A 23,635-nucleotide genomic window follows, 5' to 3' on the forward strand; every position below is an offset into this window, starting at 1 on the left:
GTCATCAGACAGATTCCTGATGATCAGCATTAACTAAAAGGAACACCCAATGGCGCAAGGTCAGCTCCACGTTTTATTGCACGATGCACCCTATACCGATGATCCTCTGGCGTTATACGCCGCCCTCAGCCAGCCCGGCGATAACAGCCTGCTGTTTGAGTCTGCCGAAATTGACACCAAGGCCGGCACCCAAAGTTTACTGATGCTCGACGCCTGTGTGCGTCTGGTATGCCACGGCCGCACCGTCACGCTCACTGCCCTGAATGCCAATGGCCTGCCGGCACTGGCGCTGGTTCACAGCGAACTGGGCGGCGAACGCAGCGACACCCGGCTTACCGTGACCCTGACACAAGCCGATGCCAACCTGGACGAAGACAGCCGCCTGAAAGCGCCTTCCGTGCTGGAAACCATACGTCTTATTCTTACCCGCTTTGACGCCGACCGCGGCCAGCAGCATCTGTTTATGGCCGGCACCTTTGCCTACGATCTGATTGCCGCCACCGAGCGTCTGCCCGACGTGACCGAGGGCATTAACCACTGCCCCGACTTTTGTTTTTATCTGGCGGAAACCCTGATCACCCTGGATCACGTCAACGAGCAATGCCATCTGGCCGCCTGCGCCTTTGATGCCGGCGAACAAACGCGCCTGCAGGAGCGTCTGAACAAACTGGCTGCTGCCTGCGCCGAGCGCCATGAAAGCCCCAAGGCCGAATCAACCCTGAGCGGCAAGGTGCAGGCCAGTAAAAGCGACGCCGAATTCCGCGCCGATGTGGAGCGGCTCAAGGGCAATATAGTGGCCGGCGACATTTTTCAGGTAGTGCCCTCGCGCTGCTTTACCCTGCCCTGCCCCAGCCCGCTGGCGGCCTACGGCAGGCTCAAGCAGACCAACCCCAGCCCCTACATGTTCTATGTGAACGATGAAGACTTTATTCTGTTTGGTGCCAGCCCCGAAAGCTCGGTAAAGTTTGACCATGCCAGCCGTCAGGTGGAAATGTATCCCATTGCCGGTACCCGCCGCCGGGGCTTCAACCCCGATGGCAGCATCAACCTGGATCTGGACGGCCGTATTGAGCTGGACCTGCGCCAGGACGCAAAGGAAACCGCCGAGCATCTGATGCTGGTGGATCTGGCCCGCAACGACATTGCCCGCATCAGCGAGCCCGGCAGCCGCTATGTAAAAGATCTGCTGAGCGTGGATCGCTACAGCCATGTGATGCATCTGGTGTCCCGGGTAGTAGGGACTCTGCGTGCCGATCTCGACGCCCTGCACGGCTATCAGGCCTGTATGAACATGGGCACCCTGACCGGCGCGCCCAAAATTCGCGCCAGTGAGCTTATTCGTGAGGTAGAAGGCCAGCGCCGGGGCAGCTACGGCGGTGCCGTGGGTTATGTCAACGGCCTGGGCGACATGGACACCTGTATTGTTATTCGCTCTGCTTTTGTGAGTAACGGCCAGGCCCATGTGCAGGCCGGTGCCGGCGTGGTGTATGACTCGGATCCGCAGGCAGAAGCCGACGAAACCCGCAACAAGGCGGCGGCAGTGCTCAATGCCATCGCTCTTTCCCACGGCACCACACTGGCGGAGGTGAGCCCATGAGCCCGATCATTTTCCTGCTCGATAACTACGACTCCTTTACCTACAACCTGGTGGATCAGTTCCGCTCGCTGGGTGCCACCGTCAACATTTACCGCAACACAGTGCCGGTGGCCCAGCTGCTCACCGCCATGGAGCAGGCCGAAAACCCGGTGCTGGTGCTCTCCCCCGGTCCGGGCAAGCCCAGTGACGCCGGCAATATGCCGATACTCATCAAGGAATGTCTGGGTCATGTTCCCATTCTTGGCATCTGCCTTGGCCATCAGGCGCTGGTAGAGCATTACGGCGGCAAAGTAACCAGCGCCGGTGAAATCAAACATGGCAAAAGCTCCATGATCAGCCACAGCGGTGACGGTGCCTTTGAAGGCCTTGCCAATCCGCTGCCGGTGGCCCGTTACCACTCCCTGGTGGGCACCGACATTCCCGCCGGCCTGGAGGTGATTGCCGACTTTAATGGCATGACCATGGCGGTGCAGGACAAGGCCAACCGGGTGCTGGGCTTTCAGTTTCATCCCGAATCCATTATGACCACGGACGGGGCGCGCCTGCTGGCCCAGAGCCTGACATTTATCAGCAACAAGGAGAATGCCGCATGAGCCAGGCCATGGAGCAACTTTACCGGGGCGAAAACATCAGCCGGGAACAGGCCCACGCCCTGTTTGAGCAAGTGATGAGCGGCGATATGGATCCGATAGTGCTGTCTTCCCTGCTGACCGCATTAAAAATGAAAGGTGAAACCTCCGACGAGATCGCCGGTGCCGCCAGCGCTCTGCTGGCCGCTGCCAAACCCTTTCCGCGCCCCGACTATGCCTTTTGTGACATAGTGGGCACCGGCGGCGACGGCATGAACACCATTAACGTCTCCACCACCTCGGCGCTGGTGGCCGCCGCCTGCGGCATCAAGGTGGCCAAGCACGGCAACCGGGGCGTGTCGTCCAAGTCCGGCTCGTCCGATCTGCTGGAGCAGCTCGGCATTCGCCTGGACTTAAATCCGGAACAGGCCCGTCGCTGCCTGGACGACACCAATGTGTGCTTTTTGTTTGCGCCTCACTACCACGGCGGCATTCGCCACGCCATGCCGGTGCGCCAGGCCCTGAAAACCCGCACCATCTTTAACGTGCTGGGCCCGCTCATTAACCCGGCCCGCCCCGGCTTTATGCTGCTTGGCGTCTACAGCCCGGCACTGGTGCGCCCCATTGCCGACACCCTGGTGGCCATGGGCCTTGAGCGCGGCATGGTGGTGCACGGCAGTGGTCTGGATGAAATTGCCATTCACGGCAGCACTCACATTGCCGAGATCAATAAGGGTGACATCACCGAATATGACATCACCCCGGAAGCGCTGGGGCTGGAGCGTCATGATATCAGCGCCATTGAAGGCGGTGAACCGGCAGAAAACCGCCTGATCACCGAGGCACTGCTGGCCGGCGAAGGCACCCTGGCGCAGCAGAGCGTGATTGCCATGAACGTAGCACCGCTGCTGGTAATGAGCGGTCAGGTGGAAAATCTCAAGCAGGGCGTGGAGCGGGCGCTGTCCGTGTTAAGATCCGGCCGTGCCATGGATGTAGCCAAACAACTGGCGGAGTTGAGTCAATGCTGAATACAGTGCTCGGCAAAATCGTTGCCGACAAAAAAATCTGGGTGGAAGCGCGCAAGCAAAGCCAGCCGCTGGCAAGCTTTGAAGCCGGCCTCACCCCCAGTGATCGCCCCTTTGCCGAGGCCCTGGCCGCCGGCAAGCCGGCCTTTATTCTGGAGTGCAAAAAAGCCTCGCCGTCCAAAGGCCTGATTCGCGAAGTGTTCGACCTGGACGCCATTGCCGGCGTCTATAGCCGCTACGCCTCGGCCATTTCGGTGCTCACCGACGAGAAATACTTTCAGGGCCGTTTTGAGTTTGTCACGCAAGTGCGCAACCAGGTGACCCAGCCGGTGATTTGCAAGGACTTTATTATCGACCCCTATCAGATCAAGCTGGCCCGGTATCACCAGGCCGACGCCATTCTGCTGATGTTGTCGGTACTGAATGACGAGGAGTATGCCGAGCTTGCCGCCGTGGCCGAGTCCCTCAACATGGGTGTGCTCACCGAAGTGATCGACGAAGATGAAGTGGCCCGCGCCCTGAAGTTGGGCGCCAGGGTGATTGGCATCAACAACCGGGATCTGCGGGACCTCAGCATCGACCTCGACCGCACCAAACGGCTGGCGGCGCTGATCCCCGACGACCGTATCGTGATTTCCGAGTCCGGCATTTATCACCACGGCCAGACCAAGGCCCTCTCGGCCCATGCCGACGGCTTTCTGGTGGGCAGCTCGCTGATGGCCGAAGACGATCTGGATTTGGCGGTGCGCCGGCTGATCCTGGGTGACAACAAGGTCTGCGGCCTGACTCAGCCCGAAGACGCCGCCGCCGCGTTTGATGCCGGTGCCGTGTATGGCGGCCTGATTTTTGTGGCCAAAAGCCCCCGCTGCGTAAGCCTTGATCAGGCCCGCCGCGTAATGGCCGGTGCCCCGCTTCACTATGTGGGCGTATTTCAGAATCATCCCATAGACGAGGTGGTTGCTACCGCGCAGGAGCTGAACCTTTCTGCGGTGCAACTGCACGGCGATGAGAACGACGCCATTATAGATGCGCTGAAAGCCCGGCTACCCGGCGTGGCCATCTGGAAAGCGGTGGCAGTCAGCGATGCGCTGCCGGCTCTGCCCGAGCACGCCGACCGGCTGCTGTTCGACACCAAAGCCGGCAACCAAAGCGGCGGCACCGGCCTGACCTTTGACTGGGCGCTTTTGAACGACATCGACAAGGCCACTGCCATGCTGGCCGGGGGCCTCACCCCCGATAACGCCGCCACCGCAGCAAGCCAGGGCTGCCTTGGCCTGGACTTTAACTCCGGCGTAGAAAGCGCCCCCGGCCAAAAAGACGTTACCAAACTCAAGGCGGCCTTTGCCACCATCAGACATTACGGACACAGGACACAAAAATGAGCTTACTTAACCCCTTTTTTGGTGATTTTGGCGGCATGTATGTGCCGCAGATCCTGATGCCGGCGCTGCTGCAACTGGAGCAGGCCTTTGTGGATGCCCAGCAGGATCCGGAATTTGACCGCGAGTTTCGCGAGCTGCTGGCGGAATATGCCGGCCGCCCTACCCCGCTCACCCGGGTGCGTAATCTGGCCAGCAACACCAAGACCCGCATCTATCTCAAGCGGGAAGATTTGCTGCACGGCGGTGCCCACAAAACCAATCAGGTACTGGGCCAGGCGCTGCTGGCCAAGCGCATGGGCAAAAAACGCATTATTGCCGAAACCGGTGCCGGCCAGCACGGCGTGGCCACGGCGCTGGCCTGCGCGCTGATGGACATGGAATGCATCGTCTATATGGGTGCCAAAGACTGCGAGCGGCAAAAGCCCAACGTCTTTCGTATGCAGCTGATGGGTGCCAAGGTAATACCGGTGCATGCCGGCTCCGCTACCCTGAAAGACGCCTGTAACGAGGCGCTGCGCGACTGGACCGCCAACTACGACACCACCCACTATATGCTGGGCACCGCCGCCGGCCCCCATCCCTTCCCCACCATAGTGCGGGAATTTCAGCGCATGATTGGCGAAGAAGCCAAGGTGCAGATTGTGGAGCACGAAGCGCGCCTGCCCGATGCAGTCATCGCCTGCGTGGGCGGCGGCTCCAACGCCATTGGCATGTTTGCCGACTTTATTGAAGAAGAAAACGTCAAACTCATTGGCGTGGAGCCGGCGGGCAAGGGTATTGAAACCGGCGAACACGGTGCCACTTTGGGTGAAGGCACCAAGGGCGTGTTCTTTGGCATGCTCTCCCTGATGATGCACGACACCGACGGTCAGGTGGAAGAGTCCTACTCCGTCTCTGCCGGCCTCGATTTTCCCTCGGTTGGCCCGCAACATGCCTACCTGGCCACTACCGGCCGGGCTCAGTATGTGTCGGTGACCGATGATGAAGCTCTGGATGCCTTTCAGGCCCTGGCCCGTAACGAAGGTATTATTCCGGCGCTGGAGTCGTCCCACGCCCTGGCCTATGCATTGAAACTGGCCGAAGCCGAGCCGGAAAAAGAACAAGTCCTGGTGGTTAACCTGTCCGGCCGTGGCGACAAGGACATCTTTACCGTGGCCGATATTCTGGAGCAAAAAGGAGAAATGAAATGAGCCGCTACCAGCAACTGTTCCAGCGCCTGAACACCGCCAATGAAGGGGCCTTTGTGCCCTTCGTAACCCTGGGTGACCCCACGCCTGAGCAGTCGCTCAAGGTGATTGACGCCCTGGTGGCCGGCGGTGCCGATGCGCTGGAGCTGGGCATTCCCTTCTCCGATCCGGTGGCCGACGGCCCCACCATTCAGGCTGCCACCCTGCGCGCCCGGGAAGCCGGCACCCGCACACAAACCTGCTTTGACATGCTCAGACAGGTGCGGGAAAAATACCCCGAGCTGCCTATTGGCCTGCTGGTGTATGCCAACCTGGTATACGCACCGGGCATGGACAGCTTCTACTCCCGCGCCGCCGACGCCGGGGTAGACTCTGTGCTGGTGGCCGACGTGCCACTGGAAATGGCCGGCCCCTTCAAGGCTGCCGCCGACAAGGCCGGTATTGAAAGTATTTATATCGCCCCGCCCAACGGCAGTGAAGCTACTCTCAAGGCGATTGCACAGGCTGGCTCCGGCTATACCTATCTGCTGAGCCGCGCCGGCGTCACCGGCACCGAAACCAGGGCCGGCGCGCCGGTGAACACCCTGCTGGCCACCCTGGCCAAGTACGATGCGCCGCCGTCGCTGCTCGGCTTTGGGATCTCCAGCCCCGAGCAGGTGCGCGACGCCATCAAGGCCGGTGCCGCCGGTGCCATCTCCGGCTCCGCCGTGGTGAAGATCATTGAGCAGCATCTGGACCAGCCCCAGGCCATGACAGACGCCCTCACCGCCTTTGTGAAGGAAATGAAGGCGGCCACAAGGAAGTAAGACGAAAGACGTGAGACGTGAAGAAACGGCGCTCGGGTTAATCCGGCGCCGTTTTAGGTTACGTAAGCATTACTATAATTCAGGAAGAATAAATAATGAGATCAATCCCTAATACTCCTAACCTAAAGAGCTTCTTGGGTTCTTCTTCTAAATGGGACTATCCTTTCTACAAAAAACTGACAAAGACTGATCTGGGGCGAAAAGGTGCTGATGGAAGAAAAAGCAAGCAAAGTGGCCCACTTATTAATTCTAGATTCAAGGATTACATGCCACAGTTTCCAGAATCTGATCTCAAATCAGCTAGTTTCAGTATAGATTTAAACCTAGAACTTTGGGTTGGAAATGTATTCTGGGGACAATTAAATTCTAAATTCCGTTGTGAAACTCGTGGTCTTAAACGTTCTCCTGAATATAGAATTACTACAAACATCAAAGATTGGTTAAGTGAGGCCGAAATTGGTGACTGGCTAATTGTTCAGAAAAACCTTGCTAATGATCAATTTCTTCGCCTTGTTATTCTCCCAAATGATACAATAGAAACAGGAAACAGAAATGCCCATGACTTAAAAAATTATAATCCGATCACACCTGAAGGACTCCAAGCAGCAAAAGACCAACGCCAACAACTACAAAACTATCCATTCCGAGCGAAAACTTATAATAATAAAGTTACTATCACGACAACAAGCAATGCACGCTCAAAAGACTTTGCTATGGCAGTAAACAATCAATACAACTATAAATGTGCTTTATGCGGAGAAGGATTATGCTCTCCAGCTGGCAGCAATACTGAAGTTGAAGCGGCTCACATTATCCCTGTTGCCTCGAACGGCCCAGATGATGTTCGAAACGGTTTAACATTATGCAGAAAGCACCATTGGGCTTTTGATCGTGGCATGTGGGGCCTGACTGATGCTCTTACAGTTACTGTACCTGCATCTGTACAAGCCATTCCTCAAAATGACTCATTGACCGCTTTTGACGGTAAAAAATTTACCAGCCAAAAGATACGAGCCTTCAACCACATATAGATGCAATCAGATGGCACAGGGATAATATACTTCTTGATGACTGAGTATAGACAAGAATCAACTCCGCTCTGAAGCAGACAGTAGCTCATCGTTTTCATCATGAAAACTGCTGTATATGATAGTTGATAAAAATATCTCGCTTACTATATGACTACGTTTATAAACTCTTTAAACGTCAACAAACCATCTTGCTGTTCAGGCAAATACGTCTGATGCAATGCCTGGGGTACGACAAGCTGTACATTCATCTTGATCATTTGTTCTGTCTGATCCCGGGATATAGCTGGTTCAAGCGTAATAAGATGTTTGTTTTTTACCCTGTCAGCTTCAGCCAGAACCTGTCGCCACCGCTCTTTACAAGTCGTTTTCGCAGCAAGAATATGAAGTTTTTTATTATCGAAACCAGGATCCAGATACGCCACTTGTGAAGGGAAAAGAAAGTCCGGTTTTTGTTTCCCTTCTGTATAAACCCCCTTCTCAAACAGCACTTTATTTTTTAGAAATATCTCGGTGATATGATTTTCAAATGCATGACCAACTCTTGATTTCCTCCGGTTCTGAACACTTAAAGAAAACCTGATAAACTCATCAACATCATTTCCATCATCACCAAAGCCCTCCTTCAGTTTTTCAGACACAATATGTCTTTCCAGTATTCTGAAAAGCTTTTCTTCATTCCCCATCCATGTAAGTAACGTGTTATCTGGATCATCTGTCTCAGATACTTTATCCTTAATAAGTTTTCTTGAAAAATCTGAAAACTTCTTTGTGGTCGGAAATTTGGAGTCAAATTTCTCTATCAGTCGTTCCAGAAGAACCTTATCGGAATCTGACTGAATATAAAACTCTATCCCCAACTCGGCCAGCATTAATCTCACCGGAGCAACAACTAACCCCTCACCCACGGGTAAAGGCTTCAGACTGTTACCCTCTCCTTCTTTTGCCGAACCAAAAATACTTCTTAACTGTGACTCTGACTGACTACCGGCAGGGGTACAGACAGTCAACAACGTTTTATCTTTAGTCATCGCAATAATAAATAAATCACCTGCCCTCATTAAGCGAGTGACTTCATTGCTTCGGTAATATAAACGATACTCGGCTGAACGGTGCGGTTGATTGTAACGAGTATCGTACCATGACATGGTGTCCTCACAAATCACAGGGTCACTGTCATCATCCGTAATGTAGACCATGGTTACAGGAAAATACCATTTATCTCCATTCTCAGGATACCCCAAGAAATCAGAAAACCCTGCACCTTTTAATCCCCCGACTTCATGCTGATTTGATTTTTTAGGATCAGCATCAACACTCGTCAGATATTTTTCCGCAGCAGTTATGAACACATCCTTCAGTTTCTCGAACATCCCTTACTCCATTTATATTAGCCACTGAGTGTATGCCTCCCGAACGAACCCATCTGGCTATACAGTCCAGCAGCAATTCTTTTTTTATTTTCTTTCTACCTTTAACAGCGCATTCCCACACTACAAGAACTCTGAGCCCTTTATCAAGAAGCGACTGAGTTACTTTTTTATCCCGCTGAATATTTTTATTAAGCTTCTCTTTCCAGAACTCTCTTCTTGTGGCAGGCAGGTGAAACATATAACATCCATGAGCATGCCAGAAGCATCCATGAACAAAAATAACTGCCCTATATTTAGGGAAATAAAGATCTGGTTTTCCGGGCAACTCTGGCGGAGATATGCGATATCGAAAACCAAGATGATGCAGACCTTTTCTTATAATCAGCTCTGGTTTTGTATCACGTCCCCGGATAGCCTGCATATTCTTACTTCTGACTTCCGGGGAGTGAACATCAGCCATATAACTCAGGCTACATTTTTACTGTTGCTGATTTGTACAGCTTGCATAATCCGGTCTTTCATCAGCTCAGCCACTGAACGGAATACAGGAACAACCACAGAGTTACCAAACTGCTTATAAGCCTGTGTATCAGAAACCGGTATTCTGAAGCTTTCCTCTCCCGGTTCGCTGAAGCCCATAAGGCGAGAGCACTCTACCGGTGTAAGTCTGCGAGGCCTGTTAGCCATATTAACTTCATCTTCAAAGTCTTTCTCAAAATCCCAGCCACGATCTAACAATATTTCAGATCCATCTTTGTAATAACGGGCTGAAAGTGTTCTGGTGGCTGTAGTATCCTCATTTACCAGACCGAAGCCGAAGCCATTACCAGCAGCCTTATGCTTGGCCGCATAATCATACAGATACTTCCACAGCTTAGGCGTAAGTATATAGTTAGGTGTGTAATCTGTATCAAGCAGTTCACCCAGCTTCGGCTTTCTTTCCGGTATCATTTTCCTGATGTCACGCAGGGTGAAACCATTGTGAACACCAAGATCTTTTCTGAATCCTACCAGAACAATACGCTCTCTGTGCTGAGGCAACCAGTGTTTACCATCAATTACTTTTGGATCATCGCTGCCCATTTCTTCACTGTCAGATACCCAGTAGCCCAGTTCATCCAGAGTTTCCATGATCACCCGGAAAGTCTTTCCTTTATCATGACTCTTAAGGTTTTTAACATTTTCAAGAACGAACGCTGCAGGCTTCTTTGCAGAAATAATCCGGGCAACATCAAAGAACAATGTTCCCTGGGTCTTACACTCAAACCCATGAGCACGCCCCATGGCATTTTTTTTAGAAACTCCGGCAATAGAAAAAGGCTGACAAGGAAAGCCAGCAAGAAGGACATCATGATCAGGAATCATTCTGTCTATGTTTTTGTAAGCTTCTTCCTCAGAGACGTCATCATCGTTACTTAAGGTGATATCGCGAATATCCTGATTGAAAGCATGATACTTTTCATTGCAAGCATAGTTTGCTTTATAAGTACGGACTGCATATTTGTTCCACTCACTGGTGAACACACACAGGCCATTCTGCTCTTCAAAACCTTTACGAATACCACCGATACCGGCAAACAGATCGATAAAACGGAAGTCTGCGGTATCTGGTGTAACTTTTTCTTCAGGAAGCAACTTCTTCAGATGTTCATACTCACCGATATTCAGCCCCGGATTGGCTTTCCCCTTCATCCAGCGATTGATGGTCTCCCGGCACCAATGGCCAGGAGAGTACCCATTCAGGTACTCACCAAGAAATTTCTGATCATAAATCTCCAGCAGCTTTTCTATCAGCTCTTTGCCACTGCGATCTTCTGAGGACTGTATATCCAAAGGTAGTTGCTCCATGACTGCTTCCCCCGAAAGGGAAAAATGTGTGACGCATGATCACTCGTTCCTCCCTTTCTGTCAACCTTGCCCTGATCTTTTATACAGTATCGTACAGTATGATCATTTTTCCAGTAGTGGCTGTCCGCTACCGTTGTGGTTGCTCAGGGAATTCAGTGTGTTGAAAGGATAAAAAGAAAGCGCCCTGACGGGCGCTAATACGGGCGGCCGCCCCCTATTCAGAGACAAGACCTGCGCTCCAATGATCGGCCACAAAGGGGCATTATCTGATCGGGCCACCACCCTCAAAATAGCGCTTGTGCAGCTCGCGGATTTGTTCGGCCAGCTCGGGTACCGGACCGGCCACGGGAATGTCGGGGGCCACGTCGTTAATGGTCAGCGCCTTTACCGGTGAGGCACCCTGGCCCCATTGCTCGCACCAGGCTGCAAACTGGCCGGCGGAGCTGGCAAATACAATGCGCCCAAGACCTGCCCAGGCATGAGCGGCGGAGCACATGGGGCAGTGCTCCCCTGAGGTATAAAGCGTAGCGCGGGCTCGTTCGGTTTCGCTCAGGTTTTCCGCAGCCCTGCGGGCCAGGGCAATTTCGGGGTGCCAGGTGGACTCACAGGTATGAATGCGATTGCGGTCTTCCGCCAGTACTTTCCCCTCGGCGGATACCAGCACAGAGCCAAAGGCCATATCACCTTCACTCAGGGCCTCTTTGGCCAGCTCCACACAACGACGCAAATGGCGCAGATCCTGCTCGAATATGGTCATGCTTACCTCCTCGCAGTAATTTATGAGTCTGCTATTCAAGGTACTGAAGAAATTAAAAATTTAAAAGTCGATCAGCCTCACCCCTTTTATTTTCGGTTTATGCTTGCATGGCTGTTTATGTTTCAAACAAATCAAGGAGAGCAAATGTTTGATTTAACCGGACAGGTCGCCCTGGTCACGGGCGGAGCCAAAGGTATAGGCAGGGGGATTGCACAAGTACTGGTCAACGCTGGTGCCACCGTGGTGATCGCCGATATTGATGAGGCCGCCGGCAAGACCAGCGCCAAGGAGCTGGGTGCGCATTATTTTTATCTGGATGTATCCAACCAGGAAAGCTGCAAACAGGTTGTTGCTGCGGTTAAGCTGGACTTTGGGCAACTTGATATTCTGTGCTCCAACACCGGGATCTTTCCTCAGTGCAACTTGGCCACCATGACAGAGCAGCACTGGGATGAAATGCACAATATCAACCTCAAGGGTACTTTCTTTATGGTGCAGGCAGCACTGGAGGTGATGCGTACCCGGGGCTACGGCCGCATTGTGATCACCTCTTCCATTACCGGACCGGTAACCGGCTTTCCCGGCTGGAGTCATTATGCCGCCAGCAAGGCCGGCCAGCTGGGCTTTATGCGCAGCGCGGCGCTGGAGTGTGCCCGTGACGGTATTACCATCAATGCTGTGATGCCCGGTAATATTCTCACCGAAGGACTGCAGGCCCAGGGTGAGGACTACCTAGCGCAAATGAGGGCGGCCATTCCCACTCATACTCTGGGCACGCCTGACGACATTGGCCATGCCGCCTGCTTTCTGGCATCAAGAGAAGCTCGGTATATTACCGGTCAAACCCTGATTGTGGATGGTGGACAGATACTCCCCGAGTCACCGGAAGCAATACAATAAAAAGGCCCGGTAAAACCGGGCCTTTTATCTGCTTATTGGGTGTCGGAGACCGGCTGCAATATTTTGTCACCGGCACGCTTCAGTCGCAGTGGCGCATAGATAAGTGCGCCCACCAGAAAGAGGCCAAGATAGCCGATTAGCGGATAGAAAAACGCCACCAGCTGAGTAAAGCCGGCAAAACTGGCCACAAAGCCCACCACCATGGTTACCATGCTGAAACGGTTTGCCGCCGGCGTACGCATTTCTACAAAACGGGCAACAAAGGCATAGAACATGCTGGCACCCGTACTGAAAATCATGCCAAACAGCACAAAGGCCATGGCCTTGGCCAGCCAGGGTGAAATGCCGTCTATGATTTTGAGCAGCGGTAACGGATAGCCTGCCACCACATCAATTTGCGAGAACATGGCCAAATGGCTGATCATGATCATCACGCCCACACCGGCTCCCCCCAGCAGACCGCCCCAGCGGGCGATACGGGCATTGGGCTCGGCACCGCCCATAACCAGTGACATGGCTGCACCCACGGCAATATTAAACGACACATAGTTCACCGCCGACACCAGCCAGTGCGGCAGAGTCGACTCAATACCTTCGGCAATGGGGGCCAGCTCTTCAAAGCTGCGCTCCATGGTAAACAGGCTGTAAATACAGATAAGGATAAGCGCCAGTACCAAAAACGGCGTAATGCTGCCAATCAGACCCACTACCCGTTTTACATTCAGCATCAGGGTAGTCCCCATCATCAGTGTCATCAGCACACTGCCCACCACAGGTGACAAGCCAAATTGCTGATTGAGTGTGGAGCCGGCACCGGCAATCATGACCACACCCACTCCAAACAGGGTAAAGATGATAACGCCATCCACAATCACGCCCAGATAGCGGCCACTAATCTGATATACCACGGTTTTATGAGAACGGGTTTGAGTGCGGCTGCCCAGCCAGGTAAGCATCATGCCAAGATAGGCAAACAGCGCAGTGGCTACCACGGCCGCGGCTGTTCCCAGGTAACCGAAGCTGGTGAAGTACTGCAGCACTTCCTGCCCGGAAGCAAACCCTGCTCCCACAATGATGCCAATAAATGCACTGGCGATTTTGATGATATTCCACATGATCGTCTGCCTGTCCCTTCTTTAACCAAAATACAACAACACTAATGGGCAAAAGAGTAAAACATGATTTCGCCGCACAGCAAAGCGGGCGACCTTATCAGAAGACATCTGCCAACAGTATTAAACCTTGGTCGGATACAAGGCGTTATTCAGGTACTGGTTTGCCGGCATGATTCAGAGTGTGCAGACGATAGTCTTTAACATTCGATCAGCGGCCGCCCTGTGCGCTTGAACCTGGCACACCACTGTGAAAACGAAACAGGGGATCAGGCGATTGAATCAGCGCCGCTTCCTGCTCGCCAAAAAAGGCGATTCGATCCGCTATGCATGCTCCGGCATAGTCCCGGGCCAGTGTGAGATAGTCCTGATAGTGGCGAGCTTCAGAGCGCAGCAATGACACATAAAAGCGGCTCAGCTCTTCATCCAGAAAAGGTGCCAGCCGGGCAAAACGCTCACAGGAGCGCGCTTCTATATAAGCGCCTATGATCAGGCGGTCTACAATCGCTGCCGGTTCAAAGGTTCGCACATGCGCCAGCATACCCCTGGCATAGCGAGACGCTGACAGCGTACTGTAAGGCACATGACGAGACTCCATTATCTCCAGTACCTGCTCAAAATGGTGTAGTTCTTCCTGAATTAACCGCACCATTTTTACCAGCAGGTCGTTTTTAGCCAGCTCGTCAAACACCCGGCGGTTATCCGCTGTTTGAGTTTGTTTGCCCAGCACCTCTCCCTTTTCCGGCAGCGCATCCAGTGACTTATAAAAATCCAGGTTAGGCAATAACTTGCGCTGCTCCCTGGGCAGACAATAGCGTCTCACCAGGCTGTGGGCACTCATGGCCGCTTTCATTTCACAGTTGGCATGATCCACCAGCAACACCGGTAACCGTTCCGGCTTTCGGGCTTCATCCAGCCAGGCTTTGGGGGTGGCGCAATGCAGAAAGTCATCAATGGGGGCCAGTAACTGGCTGTATTCGGCATTAACTGATCTGGCGTTCACTATGTTACCTGTTAAGTGCAATACACGGCGGCCCGCAGTGTACCAATTCACTTTTCTCAAGGCAGCCCGATACCGGATTTTTTAGTCTTCCGGCACAGCCAAAAAAAATTTGACTTTGATCACGGTTTTTAGCGAAACATGATTTTTCGCCTAACATTATTTTGGGTTTTACCTAAAATTCAGCTATCGAATCGTTTGCGTAACCGATTCGCCGAATAATTTCCCAGAAAAGGCCCAGTCGTGAAAAAGACCACTCTGCTGAATAGTCAGCTCTCTGCCCTGGTGGCCAGCCTTGGCCATACCGATGAAGTAACGCTGGGCGATGCCGGCCTGCCGGTGCCTGCCGATGTGCCACGCATTGATCTGGCTATCTGCCCCGGCCTGCCGGGTATTGAAGACACTCTGACGGCCCTGCTCACCGAGCTGCAGCTGGAAGCCGTGGTGCTGGCCACAGAAATAAAATCCGTCAGCCCCGGGTTGCATCAGCGTCTGTTAGCTCACATTGCCACCGCCGCCTCTGCGCAGGGTCGCGATATTACTGTGAGCTACATCAGCCATACTGAATTCAAGCAGCGCACCGGCCATAGCCGGGCAGTGGTTCGCACCGGCGAGTGCACTCCCTACGCTAACCTTATTTTGTGCGCCGGTGTCCCCTTCTGAGGAAAATTATGAATCCGATATTGTCCCTTTCCGGCATTGATAAAGCCTTTCCTGGCGTCAAGGCACTGGATCAGGCCGGTTTAAATGTTTATTCCGGTCAGGTCATGGCGCTGATGGGAGAAAACGGCGCCGGCAAGTCCACCCTGATGAAAGTGCTGACCGGTATTTATCAGGCCGACGCCGGCACCATTGAATACCGGGGCCAGCACTGTCATTTCAAGGGGCCTCGTGAGTCTCAGGAAGCAGGCATCGGCATTATTCATCAGGAGCTGAACCTGCTGCCTCACCTCACCATTGCCGAAAATATCTTTCTGGGGCGCGAGCCCACAGCAGCGCTGGGTCGAATTAACTGGCGCAAACTGTATGCCGATGCTCAGGCCCTGCTGGACCGGCTGCAAATAAAACACTCCCCCAAAACCCGGGTTGGCGATCTGAGCATCGGAGCCCAGCAAATGGTGGAAATTGCCAAGGCACTGTCGTTTAACGCCGATGTCATCATTATGGACGAGCCAACTGACGCTCTCACCGACACGGAAACCCGCGCTCTGTTTCGAGTGATTGAAGAGCTGCGTCAGGATGGCTGTGGCATTGTTTACATCTCTCACCGGCTGGCTGAAATCTTTGAAATCTGCGATCGCATTACCGTGCTGCGTGACGGCAAATGGATTGGTGAAAAAGCGGTGGCCGAAATCGATGAAGATACCTTGATTGAAATGATGGTGGGCCGCCGCCTTGACGAGCAATATCCGCGTCTGGTGCAGCCGGCCGGCAAGGAAGTACTGCGAGTGGAAAAACTCAGCGGCCCCGGCGTCAGTGACGTGAGTTTTACGCTGCATGAAGGTGAAATTGTCGGCTTTTCCGGCCTGATGGGTGCCGGCCGTACCGAGCTTGCCCGCATTCTTTATGGTGCTGTGCCCCGCACTGGCGGCCGGACCCAACTGGCCGGCCAGCCCTATCGGGCCGGCACGCCCCATCAGGGCCTGAATGCCGGTATTGCCTATATTTCCGAAGACCGCAAGGGCGATGGCCTGGTGCTGGGTTTGTCGGTACTGGCCAATATGAGCCTGTCGGCGCTGGGAGAGTTCAGTAAGGGACCACAGCTGCTGCACGGAGCCGAGCGCGAGGCAGTAGACGAGTTTATCGGTCTGTTCAATATCAAAACACCGGGCCGGGAGCAGCTGATTGGTCATCTTTCCGGAGGTAACCAGCAAAAAGTAGCCATTGCCAAGGGGCTGATGACCCATCCCCGCGTACTGATCCTGGACGAACCCACCCGCGGCGTAGACGTGGGTGCCAAAAAAGAGATTTATCAGCTGATTAACCGCTTCAAACAGCAGGGCATGGCCATTTTGCTGCTGTCGTCGGACATGCCGGAAGTACTGGGCATCAGCGACCGTATTCTGGTGATGCACGAAGGTCGGGTCACCGGTGAATTCAAGGCCGCCGAGGCCACTCAGGAACAACTGCTGGCCGCCGCCGTGGGCCAGACGCAACAAGAGGAAAAGGCATGAACTCCACTCTCAACCCCGGCCGTCGCTGGTTCAGCAAGGAATGGCTGATTGCCCAGAAGTCGCTGATTGCCCTGATCCTGCTGATTGGGGTGGTATCACTGATCAATCCGCATTTTTTCACCCTGGACAATATGCTTAATATTTTGCGCCAGACCTCGGTGAACGCCATTATTGCCGTGGGCATGACCCTGGTCATCCTGACCGCCGGCATCGATCTCAGTGTGGGCTCGGTGCTGGCCCTGTGCGGTGCATTTGCTGCCAGTATGGTGGCCATGGAACTGCCTGTTTTTGTGACGCTGCCGGCCGTGCTGCTGGCAGGTTTTGCCCTAGGGGGCGTAAGTGGTGTCATTGTTGCCAAGGGCCGGGTTCAGGCTTTTATTGCTACCCTGGTCACCATGACCCTGTTGCGCGGCATAACCATGGTGTATACCGACGGCCGCCCCATTTCCACCGGCTTCACTGATGCCGGCGATCTCTTTGCCTGGTTTGGCACCGGTTATGTATTTGGTATTCCGGTGCCGGTATGGCTGATGGCCATCACGTTTCTGGGTGCCTGGTACCTGCTTAATCACACCCGCTTTGGTCGCTATATTTATGCCGTAGGCGGTAATGAAGCGGCAGCCCGGCTGTCTGGCATTAATGTGGACAGAGTCAAAATGGGGGTTTATGCCATCTGCGGCATGCTGTCGGCGCTGGCTGCCATTATCGTCACCAGCCGGCTGTCATCGGCTCAGCCTACTGCCGGCACCTCCTATGAGCTGGACGCCATTGCTGCCGTGGTGCTGGGCGGCACCAGTCTGGCCGGTGGCCGGGGTGCCATTATGGGCACCCTGATTGGTGCACTCATTATCGGTTTTCTTAACAATGCACTGAACCTGCTTGATGTCTCCTCCTACTATCAGATGATCGCCAAGGCATCGGTGATCCTGCTGGCGGTACTGGTCGACACCAAAAACAAGTAACTCACACACTGAAAAGGAACGTCATCATGAAAAAACTGACCACACTGCTGTCCGCCGCCCTGGTAAGCGCCACCATGACCGCCGGTGCCTATGCTCAGGATACGCTTGCACTGGTGATCTCCACTCTTAATAATCCCTTTTTTGTGACCATGAAGGAAGGGGCGGAAAAGAAGGCAGCCGAGCTGGGTTATAACCTGATTGTGCTCGACTCCCAGAACGATCCGGCCAAAGAGCTGGCCAATGTGGAAGATCTCAATGTGCGCGGTGCCAAAGTGCTGCTGATCAACCCCACCGACTCCGATGCCGTGGCCAACGCCATTCGTCTGGCCAACCGCGCCAGCCTGCCGGTGCTGACGCTGGACCGCGCCGCCAACCGGGGGGATGTGGTCTCTCACATTGCTTCCGACAACGTGGCCGGCGGCAAAATGGCCGGTGACTTTATTGCCGGGCAAATCGGCGATAGCGCCAGAATCATTCAGCTGGAAGGCATTGCCGGCACCAGTGCCGCCCGGGAACGCGGGGCTGGCTTTGCTCAAGCCGTCAGCGAACACAACTTTCAGCTGCTGGCCAGCCAGCCTGCCGACTTTGACCGCACCAAAGGTCTGAACGTGATGGAAAACCTGCTGACCGGCAACCCGAATGTACAGGCGGTATTCGCCCAGAATGACGAAATGGCTTTGGGTGCTCTGCGTGCGCTGCAGGCCGTCAACAAGCAAGACGTGCTGATTGTAGGCTTTGACGGCACCGAAGACGGCATCAAGGCCGTGCAGGGCGGCCGGCTGGCAGCGACCATTGCTCAGCAGCCTGGTGAAATTGGTGCCATTGCAATTGAAACCGCCGACAAAATACTGAAAGGCGATACCGTGGCCGACCATATTCCGGTGCCACTGCAGGTGATCAGCAAGTAATTCAGGAACTGATATCATGACGTTAACCGTAACCGGCAGTATTAATATCGATCATGTGATCCGCCTGCCCGAGTTTCCCCGCCCCGGGGAAACGCTCACCGGCAGTGACTATCGCATTGTGCCCGGCGGCAAAGGAGCCAACCAAGCGGTTGCTGCCGCCAGAGCGGGTGCCCGCACCCGGCTGGTGGCCTGTGTGGGCGAGGATGCTCTCGCTGCCAGCCTGATACAGGGCTTTGCTGAGGATGGCATAGACATAACGGCCATAGATACCATAACGGGTGTCAACACAGGCGTTGCCCTTATTCAGGTTAACAACAATGGTGAAAATACCATTGCCCTGGCTCCCGGTGCCAATGCCGGACTGACTCCGGCACAGCTGCAACGCCACAGCAGCGCCCTGCACTGCCGGCAACTATTGTTGCAGCTGGAAATTCCGCTGGAAACCAATCTGGCCGCAGCCAAAACCGCCCGCGACCAGGGTGCGCAGGTGATTCTTAACCCTGCCCCCGCTCAGGCACTGCCTGACGAGCTGCTGAACCTGGTAGACATCATTACCCCCAACGAAACCGAAGCCGAGCGCCTCACCGGTATAGCGGTCAGCGACGAGGCCGGTGCCGGGGCCGCCGCCAGGGCGCTGCACGACCGGGGCATTGCCATCGTGATGATTACGCTGGGGGCCCGCGGCGTCTGGCTGAGTGAGCAGGGCCATGGCCGGCGCATTCCCGGTTTTGCCGTCAAGGCTGTGGATACCACTGCCGCCGGCGATACCTTTAATGGTGCCCTGATGGCCGCGCTGCAGCAGCGGCTGCCGCTGTCCGAGGCAGTTCGCTTTGCCCAGGCCGCCGCGGCCATTTCCGTGACCCGCCCCGGCGCTCAGACCTCCATTCCTTACAAGGCCGACATCAACGCCATGCTGGAGCAGTAATTAATGGCCACCATCAAGGACGTGGCCAAACGGGCACAAGTGTCTACTTCCACTGTCAGCCACGTGCTGAATAAAACCCGTTTTGTCAGTACAGAAATCACGCAGCGGGTGCAGCAGGCCATTCATGAGCTGCACTATACGCCTTCGGCACTGGCGCGCAGTCTTAAAGTCAATCATACCCGCACACTGGGCATGCTGGTCACGTCCAGCACCAACCCGTTTTTCGCCGAAGTGGTACAGGGTGTGGAGCAGCGCTGCTATGAGCTGGGCTACAGTCTGGTGCTGTGCAACACTGGCGGTGATGTCAGCCGCCTGCAGGCCGGCCTCGATATGCTGCAGCAAAAACGGGTAGACGGCATAATAGTGATGTGTACTCAGGCAAGCCCGGATGAGAGCGCCTTTGAACATCGCGCCGGCATGCCCATGGTGATGGCAGACTGGGGGCCGGCACAACTGAATGCCGATTTAATCAAAGACTCGGGTCACGAAGGCGGCCGGCTGGCTACCGAACACTTGCTGGCACTGGGCCATCGCCACATTGGCTGCATCACTGGCCCGTCCGGTCAGCGTGCCAGTGATGAACGACTGGCCGGCTTTTATGCCGCCATGGCCGCAGCCGGCCTGGCTGTTAACCCCGACTGGGTTCAGCAGGGTGGTTTTGAGCTGGAAGGCGGTGAGCAGGCCATGGGACGTATTCTGCAGCAAGCCAACCGCCCCAGCGCCATTTTTGCCTGCAACGACATGATGGCTGCCGGTGCCCTGCGGGCGCTGGCCGATGCCGGTATCAGGGTGCCGGAACACATATCGGTGATCGGTTATGACAATATTGAACTGGCCGGCTTTCTGGTACCCCGGCTCAGCAGCATAGAGCAGCCCAAAGCTGCCCTTGGTGCACTGGCGGTAGATACACTGCTGGAACGCATTCATCATCCCGAGGTGCCCAGACGGGTACTGCCCCTGGCACCAGCTCTGGTTGTACGGGAAAGTACTGCCAGACTGGCCATTTAATCCCCGTAGCGTTAGCCTCTGGGTTTTGCCGTTAAACTGGTGAACGATGGACGCACGACAGAAAGGATTTTTGCTCACCGCCCTTGGCGTGTTAATTATCTCTCCCGATGCCCTGCTGCTGCGGCTGATTGATATACCGCCGGAGCAGCTGGTGTTGTGGCGGGGGCTGCTGAATATCATCGGCTTCTGGCTGATTGTAGTGGCACGCTACCGCCGCCACTGGTTTCGCTCCTATCTGGCCTGTGGCAAGACCGGCCTGGGCTGCGCCTTGCTGTTTACCTTCAGTACCCTGGGCTTTGTGCTGGGCAATCATTTTACCAAGGCCGGCAATGTGCTGGTGATCCTGGCCAGCTCACCGCTGATTGCTGCCCTGCTGAGCCGGGTATTTTTAGGTGAACGACTGCCGCTGCACACCTGGCTGGCCATTATCGCCTGCCTGTTTGGCATCAGTCTGATTGTGCTGGACGATGCCGGATCCGGCTCCACCACCGGCAACCTGCTGGCACTCATGGCCGCTCTGGGGCTGGCAGGCAACCTGACTCTGGCCCGCAGCAAACCCGGCACAGACATGAGCCCCATGCTGGCATTAAGTGGCCTGTTCACCTTTTTGCTGCTTTTTGCATGGAGCGGCCGGGTCATGCTGCCCGGAGCCGTTGACATGGGCTGGCTGATATTACTGTGCCTGATATTACTGCCCATTGGCTTTACGCTGATACAACGCGGGCCGCTCTATCTGCCCTCGGCGGAAGTGAGCCTGTTGATGCTGCTGGAAACCGTGTTCGGCACCCTGCTGGTGTGGTTGTTCTTAAGCGAGCGGCCAGGCAACCTGGGCTTGCTGGGCGGAGCCATTGTGCTGCTGGCCATGGTCGCCAAAATTATACTGGACCGCCGCTCATTCAATTCCGCCCCCGTGCGGGCCTGATCAAGGATCGTTTTTCATGTGGAAACTCAACCCGCGGGCACTTCGCTATCTCAATGAAGTCGCCAGTCAGGGCTCGCTGCGCAAGGCCGCCGCCAGACTGAACATTGACGTCTCGGCCATCAGCCGGCAACTGCATCAGCTGGAAGAGGAAATAGGCCTGCCGATAGGCTATCGAAGCGGCCAAGGCTTTATGCCAACCGAGGTCGGCGAAGAGTTGATCTCCCTGTATCGTCAGCAAAAAGCGAGTGAAGACGCGACCCTGTCCCGGATCGAAGCATTACAGGATCTGCGTCGTGGTCAGGTCACCCTGGCGGTGGGAGAAGGCTTTATTGCGGATCTTATCTCGGCACCGCTGCAAAGCTTTATGCAGCATTACCCGGATATCGCTATTTCGGTGGAAATGGCCGGGGCCAATGAAGCCGTCAGACTGGTAAAAGAAGATGTTGTTGATCTGGCGGTGGTCTACGCACCTCAGCCGGATCCCGAGCTCGTCTCTCACGTAACCCGAAACCGTCCACTGGACCTGATCACCCCACCAGGACATCCGATTACACGTAAGGGGCGGCCCGACATTCACGACATCCTGAACTATCCGCTGGCGCTGATAGATCAACAGTTTGGCATGGGGCAACTGCCCATGCTGGTTGAACAACTGGAGCACATCCGTTTCAAACCCCAGCTAAAAACCAACTCGGTGTCCGTGCTCAAAAACTTTGTTCTGTCAGGTATGGGGCTGACATTCATGCCCAGGCTCACCGTGCATGAGGAAGTGCTGGCAGGGAAAATTGTCTGTTTACCGGCACCACACCCGGTGCTGGCAGAAGCCAAAGCCCATATCGTCAGCCACAAAGGCCGCGAGCTGACAGTGGCTGGCGAACGCCTGCTCCGGCATCTGAGCGAGGGAATGCTGTTCTTCAGCCAGATCAAATAACCACCACCGCTGTTAGTGTTGTCTAAATATCAACACTTTCACTATTGAAAAGTCAACATCTCAACACCTAACCTGAATCTGTACACCAACCTGTATCACGATATGGAGATCATTCAATGGACGTATCCTTTACTCTCTCTCCCCTGCGCAAGGCCATGGTCACCCTTCTGGGTGCCGGCAGCCTGATGATGGCCAGTGCAGCTCAGGCTGCCACTACCATCGATCTGTCTTACAATGGCGCCCCGGATGCAGAAAAAAATGCGGTTCACCTGTTTGCCAGCAACCTGAAACGACTGGTGGAAGAAAAAACCGACGGTGAACTGGAACTCACCCTGTATCCCAACAGCATGCTGGGGGAAGAAGTGCAACGGATGGAACAAGTGATGGCTGCTCCCGGCCTGAACATTGCCTCTTTTGCCGGCATTTCTCCTGTATTCCCGGAAATTTATGCCAGCTCGATTCCCTTTTTGTTCCGCGATTTTGATCATGCCCGCCGCTTTTTTGACGAAGGCGAATACTGGAAGGCTTCCCAGCAGGAGTTTACCGCCCGCACCGGAACTCACCTGCTGGCAGTGGTAGAAGAGGGTGGTTTCCTTGCATTTACCAACAACAAGCGCCCAATCAAGTCACCGGATGACTTTAACGGTCTGCGCTTCCGTGCCATGGATAAAAGCCAAGTAGCTCTGTATGACGCCTTTGGTGCTTCCGGTACCCCCATTCCCTGGACCGAAGTCTACATGGCACTGAAAACCGGTGTGGCCGATGGTCAGATGAACCCTCCCATGTACATTATTCTGGGCAGCTTGCACGAAGTGCAGCAACACCTGACCCTGGCCAATATTCAGTATTCCGACCAGTTCCTGGTCGCCAATGGCGAGCTGCTTGAGTCGCTGCCCGAGGCACAGCGCCAGGCACTGGAAGAAGCCGTGGCTGAAGCCAACCAGCTCAACCGCGAGTCAGTCGAGTCTAAAGTAGAAGAGCGCGTTAAATTCCTGGCCGATAAGGGCATGGAAGTGTATCGCCCGACAGCCGCAGAGCTGACGCAGTTCCAGGAAAAGGCCAAGCCTTCCTACATTAGCTGGCTCAAGGAACAAAACATTGAGCAGAAATGGGTAGACCTTGCTCTGGAAGACGCCGGCAAGCTCTGATTTTTTCTTCAACATCCTACCTTTCAGGCGGCCTGACGGCCGCCCTTTTTCGCCATGAAACAAAGACTGATAA

The 23,635-nt window shown here is 54.7% G+C and carries 23 protein-coding genes; 17 read left to right on the top strand and 6 right to left on the bottom strand.

Annotated features, from left to right (window positions below; all coding sequences use genetic code 11):
• The first annotated feature begins 49 nt into the window (after nucleotides 1-49).
• The 7 genes from N2M06_RS10155 to N2M06_RS10185 all read left to right on the top strand — a co-directional run bounded on the left by N2M06_RS10155 (nucleotide 50) and on the right by N2M06_RS10185 (nucleotide 7,597).
• On the top strand, nucleotides 50-1,597 hold the full coding sequence (locus N2M06_RS10155) for an anthranilate synthase component 1 (protein ID WP_346350698.1): 1,548 nt from the start codon (nucleotides 50-52) through the stop codon (nucleotides 1,595-1,597).
• A complete protein-coding gene (locus N2M06_RS10160) occupies nucleotides 1,594-2,190 on the top strand; it encodes an aminodeoxychorismate/anthranilate synthase component II (protein WP_317075347.1) in 597 nt (198 codons plus the stop codon). The genes N2M06_RS10155 and N2M06_RS10160 overlap by 4 nt, the downstream gene beginning before the upstream one ends.
• Nucleotides 2,187-3,194, top strand: a complete 1,008-nt coding sequence (trpD, locus tag N2M06_RS10165) for an anthranilate phosphoribosyltransferase (protein WP_019935609.1) — start codon at nucleotides 2,187-2,189, stop codon at nucleotides 3,192-3,194. Before N2M06_RS10160 ends, trpD begins: the two co-directional genes overlap by 4 nt.
• Nucleotides 3,188-4,573, top strand: coding sequence for a bifunctional indole-3-glycerol-phosphate synthase TrpC/phosphoribosylanthranilate isomerase TrpF (gene trpCF, locus N2M06_RS10170; RefSeq protein ID WP_346350699.1), 1,386 nt, complete (start codon nucleotides 3,188-3,190; stop codon nucleotides 4,571-4,573). Before trpD ends, trpCF begins: the two co-directional genes overlap by 7 nt.
• On the top strand, nucleotides 4,570-5,763 hold the full coding sequence (gene trpB / locus N2M06_RS10175) for a tryptophan synthase subunit beta (protein WP_019935607.1): 1,194 nt from the start codon (nucleotides 4,570-4,572) through the stop codon (nucleotides 5,761-5,763). Before trpCF ends, trpB begins: the two co-directional genes overlap by 4 nt.
• The gene (trpA, locus tag N2M06_RS10180) at nucleotides 5,760-6,566 is read left to right on the top strand and encodes a tryptophan synthase subunit alpha (RefSeq protein ID WP_346350700.1); all 807 of its coding nucleotides are present in this window, start codon (nucleotides 5,760-5,762) and stop codon (nucleotides 6,564-6,566) included. Before trpB ends, trpA begins: the two co-directional genes overlap by 4 nt.
• Nucleotides 6,567-6,661: 95 nt before the next feature.
• Nucleotides 6,662-7,597 carry an HNH endonuclease gene (locus tag N2M06_RS10185; RefSeq protein WP_346350701.1) on the top strand — a complete coding sequence of 312 codons (936 nt, stop codon included), beginning with the start codon at nucleotides 6,662-6,664 and terminating at the stop codon, nucleotides 7,595-7,597.
• A 143-nt stretch (nucleotides 7,598-7,740) separates the two neighbouring features.
• Here the strand turns inward: N2M06_RS10185 and N2M06_RS10190 are convergent, their stop codons facing one another.
• The 4 genes from N2M06_RS10190 to N2M06_RS10205 all read right to left on the bottom strand — a co-directional run bounded on the left by N2M06_RS10190 (nucleotide 7,741) and on the right by N2M06_RS10205 (nucleotide 11,572).
• Nucleotides 7,741-8,967, bottom strand: a complete 1,227-nt coding sequence (locus tag N2M06_RS10190; protein WP_346350702.1) for a type II restriction endonuclease — start codon at nucleotides 8,965-8,967, stop codon at nucleotides 7,741-7,743.
• Nucleotides 8,906-9,427 (bottom strand): very short patch repair endonuclease, encoded by a 522-nt coding sequence (locus tag N2M06_RS10195; protein WP_346350703.1) that lies wholly within the window; start codon nucleotides 9,425-9,427, stop codon nucleotides 8,906-8,908. The genes N2M06_RS10190 and N2M06_RS10195 overlap by 62 nt, the downstream gene beginning before the upstream one ends.
• A 5-nt stretch (nucleotides 9,428-9,432) precedes the next feature.
• A complete protein-coding gene (dcm, locus tag N2M06_RS10200; RefSeq protein WP_346350704.1) occupies nucleotides 9,433-10,815 on the bottom strand; it encodes a DNA (cytosine-5-)-methyltransferase in 1,383 nt (460 codons plus the stop codon).
• A gap of 262 nt (nucleotides 10,816-11,077) precedes the next feature.
• Nucleotides 11,078-11,572, bottom strand: coding sequence for a nucleoside deaminase (locus N2M06_RS10205; RefSeq protein WP_346350705.1), 495 nt, complete (start codon nucleotides 11,570-11,572; stop codon nucleotides 11,078-11,080).
• A 144-nt stretch (nucleotides 11,573-11,716) separates the two neighbouring features.
• Here N2M06_RS10205 and fabG point away from each other — a divergent pair, with 144 nt between their 5' ends.
• Nucleotides 11,717-12,472, top strand: a complete 756-nt coding sequence (gene fabG, locus N2M06_RS10210; RefSeq protein WP_346350706.1) for a 3-oxoacyl-ACP reductase FabG — start codon at nucleotides 11,717-11,719, stop codon at nucleotides 12,470-12,472.
• 32 nt (nucleotides 12,473-12,504) lie between these two features.
• On the opposite strand, the gene N2M06_RS10215 is transcribed toward fabG, so the two are convergent.
• Nucleotides 12,505-13,587 (bottom strand): hypothetical protein, encoded by a 1,083-nt coding sequence (locus tag N2M06_RS10215; RefSeq protein WP_346350707.1) that lies wholly within the window; start codon nucleotides 13,585-13,587, stop codon nucleotides 12,505-12,507.
• Between the two features lie 208 nt (nucleotides 13,588-13,795).
• Nucleotides 13,796-14,587 carry a tRNA isopentenyl-2-thiomethyl-A-37 hydroxylase MiaE gene (gene miaE / locus N2M06_RS10220; protein WP_317075339.1) on the bottom strand — a complete coding sequence of 264 codons (792 nt, stop codon included), beginning with the start codon at nucleotides 14,585-14,587 and terminating at the stop codon, nucleotides 13,796-13,798.
• Between the two features lie 240 nt (nucleotides 14,588-14,827).
• On the opposite strand from miaE, the gene rbsD reads away from it, so the two are divergent.
• The 9 genes from rbsD (at nucleotide 14,828) to dctP (ending at nucleotide 23,562) form a co-directional block, all read left to right on the top strand.
• On the top strand, nucleotides 14,828-15,247 hold the full coding sequence (rbsD, locus tag N2M06_RS10225; protein WP_317075338.1) for a D-ribose pyranase: 420 nt from the start codon (nucleotides 14,828-14,830) through the stop codon (nucleotides 15,245-15,247).
• Between the two features lie 8 nt (nucleotides 15,248-15,255).
• Complete coding sequence (gene rbsA / locus N2M06_RS10230) at nucleotides 15,256-16,758, top strand: ribose ABC transporter ATP-binding protein RbsA (RefSeq protein WP_019935599.1); 1,503 nt, start codon at nucleotides 15,256-15,258, stop codon at nucleotides 16,756-16,758.
• Nucleotides 16,755-17,720 (top strand): ribose ABC transporter permease, encoded by a 966-nt coding sequence (rbsC, locus tag N2M06_RS10235; RefSeq protein ID WP_019935598.1) that lies wholly within the window; start codon nucleotides 16,755-16,757, stop codon nucleotides 17,718-17,720. The genes rbsA and rbsC overlap by 4 nt, the downstream gene beginning before the upstream one ends.
• Before the next feature lie 26 nt (nucleotides 17,721-17,746).
• Nucleotides 17,747-18,628: a ribose ABC transporter substrate-binding protein RbsB gene (gene rbsB / locus N2M06_RS10240; protein WP_346350708.1), complete on the top strand. Its 882-nt coding sequence runs from the start codon at nucleotides 17,747-17,749 to the stop codon at nucleotides 18,626-18,628.
• A gap of 13 nt (nucleotides 18,629-18,641) precedes the next feature.
• A complete protein-coding gene (rbsK, locus tag N2M06_RS10245; protein ID WP_346352175.1) occupies nucleotides 18,642-19,553 on the top strand; it encodes a ribokinase in 912 nt (303 codons plus the stop codon).
• Between the two features lie 3 nt (nucleotides 19,554-19,556).
• Nucleotides 19,557-20,561 (top strand): substrate-binding domain-containing protein, encoded by a 1,005-nt coding sequence (locus N2M06_RS10250; RefSeq protein WP_346350709.1) that lies wholly within the window; start codon nucleotides 19,557-19,559, stop codon nucleotides 20,559-20,561.
• A gap of 46 nt (nucleotides 20,562-20,607) precedes the next feature.
• Entirely contained in the window at nucleotides 20,608-21,483 is an 876-nt protein-coding gene (locus tag N2M06_RS10255) for a DMT family transporter (protein ID WP_346350710.1), read from the top strand.
• Between the two features lie 16 nt (nucleotides 21,484-21,499).
• Complete coding sequence (locus tag N2M06_RS10260; RefSeq protein WP_346350711.1) at nucleotides 21,500-22,414, top strand: LysR family transcriptional regulator; 915 nt, start codon at nucleotides 21,500-21,502, stop codon at nucleotides 22,412-22,414.
• A 116-nt stretch (nucleotides 22,415-22,530) separates the two neighbouring features.
• Entirely contained in the window at nucleotides 22,531-23,562 is a 1,032-nt protein-coding gene (gene dctP, locus N2M06_RS10265; protein WP_208321660.1) for a TRAP transporter substrate-binding protein DctP, read from the top strand.
• Nucleotides 23,563-23,635 lie beyond the last annotated feature (73 nt).

Origin of the sequence: Oceanimonas sp. AH20CE76, from assembly GCF_039654065.1 — a bacterium.
In the GTDB taxonomy this organism is placed as follows: Bacteria; Pseudomonadota; Gammaproteobacteria; order Enterobacterales; family Aeromonadaceae; genus Oceanimonas; species Oceanimonas smirnovii.

Bases quoted from the DNA above. Each gene is read 5' to 3' on its own strand.
- N2M06_RS10155 (WP_346350698.1), top strand. From the start codon at position 50: ATGGCGCAAGGTCAGCTCCACGTTTTATTGCACGATGCACCCTATACC.
- N2M06_RS10160 (WP_317075347.1), top strand. From the start codon at position 1,594: ATGAGCCCGATCATTTTCCTGCTCGATAACTACGACTCCTTTACCTAC.
- trpD (WP_019935609.1), top strand. From the start codon at position 2,187: ATGAGCCAGGCCATGGAGCAACTTTACCGGGGCGAAAACATCAGCCGG.
- trpCF (WP_346350699.1), top strand. From the start codon at position 3,188: ATGCTGAATACAGTGCTCGGCAAAATCGTTGCCGACAAAAAAATCTGG.
- trpB (WP_019935607.1), top strand. From the start codon at position 4,570: ATGAGCTTACTTAACCCCTTTTTTGGTGATTTTGGCGGCATGTATGTG.
- trpA (WP_346350700.1), top strand. From the start codon at position 5,760: ATGAGCCGCTACCAGCAACTGTTCCAGCGCCTGAACACCGCCAATGAA.
- N2M06_RS10185 (WP_346350701.1), top strand. From the start codon at position 6,662: ATGAGATCAATCCCTAATACTCCTAACCTAAAGAGCTTCTTGGGTTCT.
- N2M06_RS10190 (WP_346350702.1), bottom strand. From the start codon at position 8,967: ATGTTCGAGAAACTGAAGGATGTGTTCATAACTGCTGCGGAAAAATAT.
- N2M06_RS10195 (WP_346350703.1), bottom strand. From the start codon at position 9,427: ATGGCTGATGTTCACTCCCCGGAAGTCAGAAGTAAGAATATGCAGGCT.
- dcm (WP_346350704.1), bottom strand. From the start codon at position 10,815: ATGGAGCAACTACCTTTGGATATACAGTCCTCAGAAGATCGCAGTGGC.
- N2M06_RS10205 (WP_346350705.1), bottom strand. From the start codon at position 11,572: ATGACCATATTCGAGCAGGATCTGCGCCATTTGCGTCGTTGTGTGGAG.
- fabG (WP_346350706.1), top strand. From the start codon at position 11,717: ATGTTTGATTTAACCGGACAGGTCGCCCTGGTCACGGGCGGAGCCAAA.
- N2M06_RS10215 (WP_346350707.1), bottom strand. From the start codon at position 13,587: ATGTGGAATATCATCAAAATCGCCAGTGCATTTATTGGCATCATTGTG.
- rbsA (WP_019935599.1), top strand. From the start codon at position 15,256: ATGAATCCGATATTGTCCCTTTCCGGCATTGATAAAGCCTTTCCTGGC.
- rbsC (WP_019935598.1), top strand. From the start codon at position 16,755: ATGAACTCCACTCTCAACCCCGGCCGTCGCTGGTTCAGCAAGGAATGG.
- rbsB (WP_346350708.1), top strand. From the start codon at position 17,747: ATGAAAAAACTGACCACACTGCTGTCCGCCGCCCTGGTAAGCGCCACC.
- N2M06_RS10250 (WP_346350709.1), top strand. From the start codon at position 19,557: ATGGCCACCATCAAGGACGTGGCCAAACGGGCACAAGTGTCTACTTCC.
- N2M06_RS10255 (WP_346350710.1), top strand. From the start codon at position 20,608: ATGGACGCACGACAGAAAGGATTTTTGCTCACCGCCCTTGGCGTGTTA.
- N2M06_RS10260 (WP_346350711.1), top strand. From the start codon at position 21,500: ATGTGGAAACTCAACCCGCGGGCACTTCGCTATCTCAATGAAGTCGCC.
- dctP (WP_208321660.1), top strand. From the start codon at position 22,531: ATGGACGTATCCTTTACTCTCTCTCCCCTGCGCAAGGCCATGGTCACC.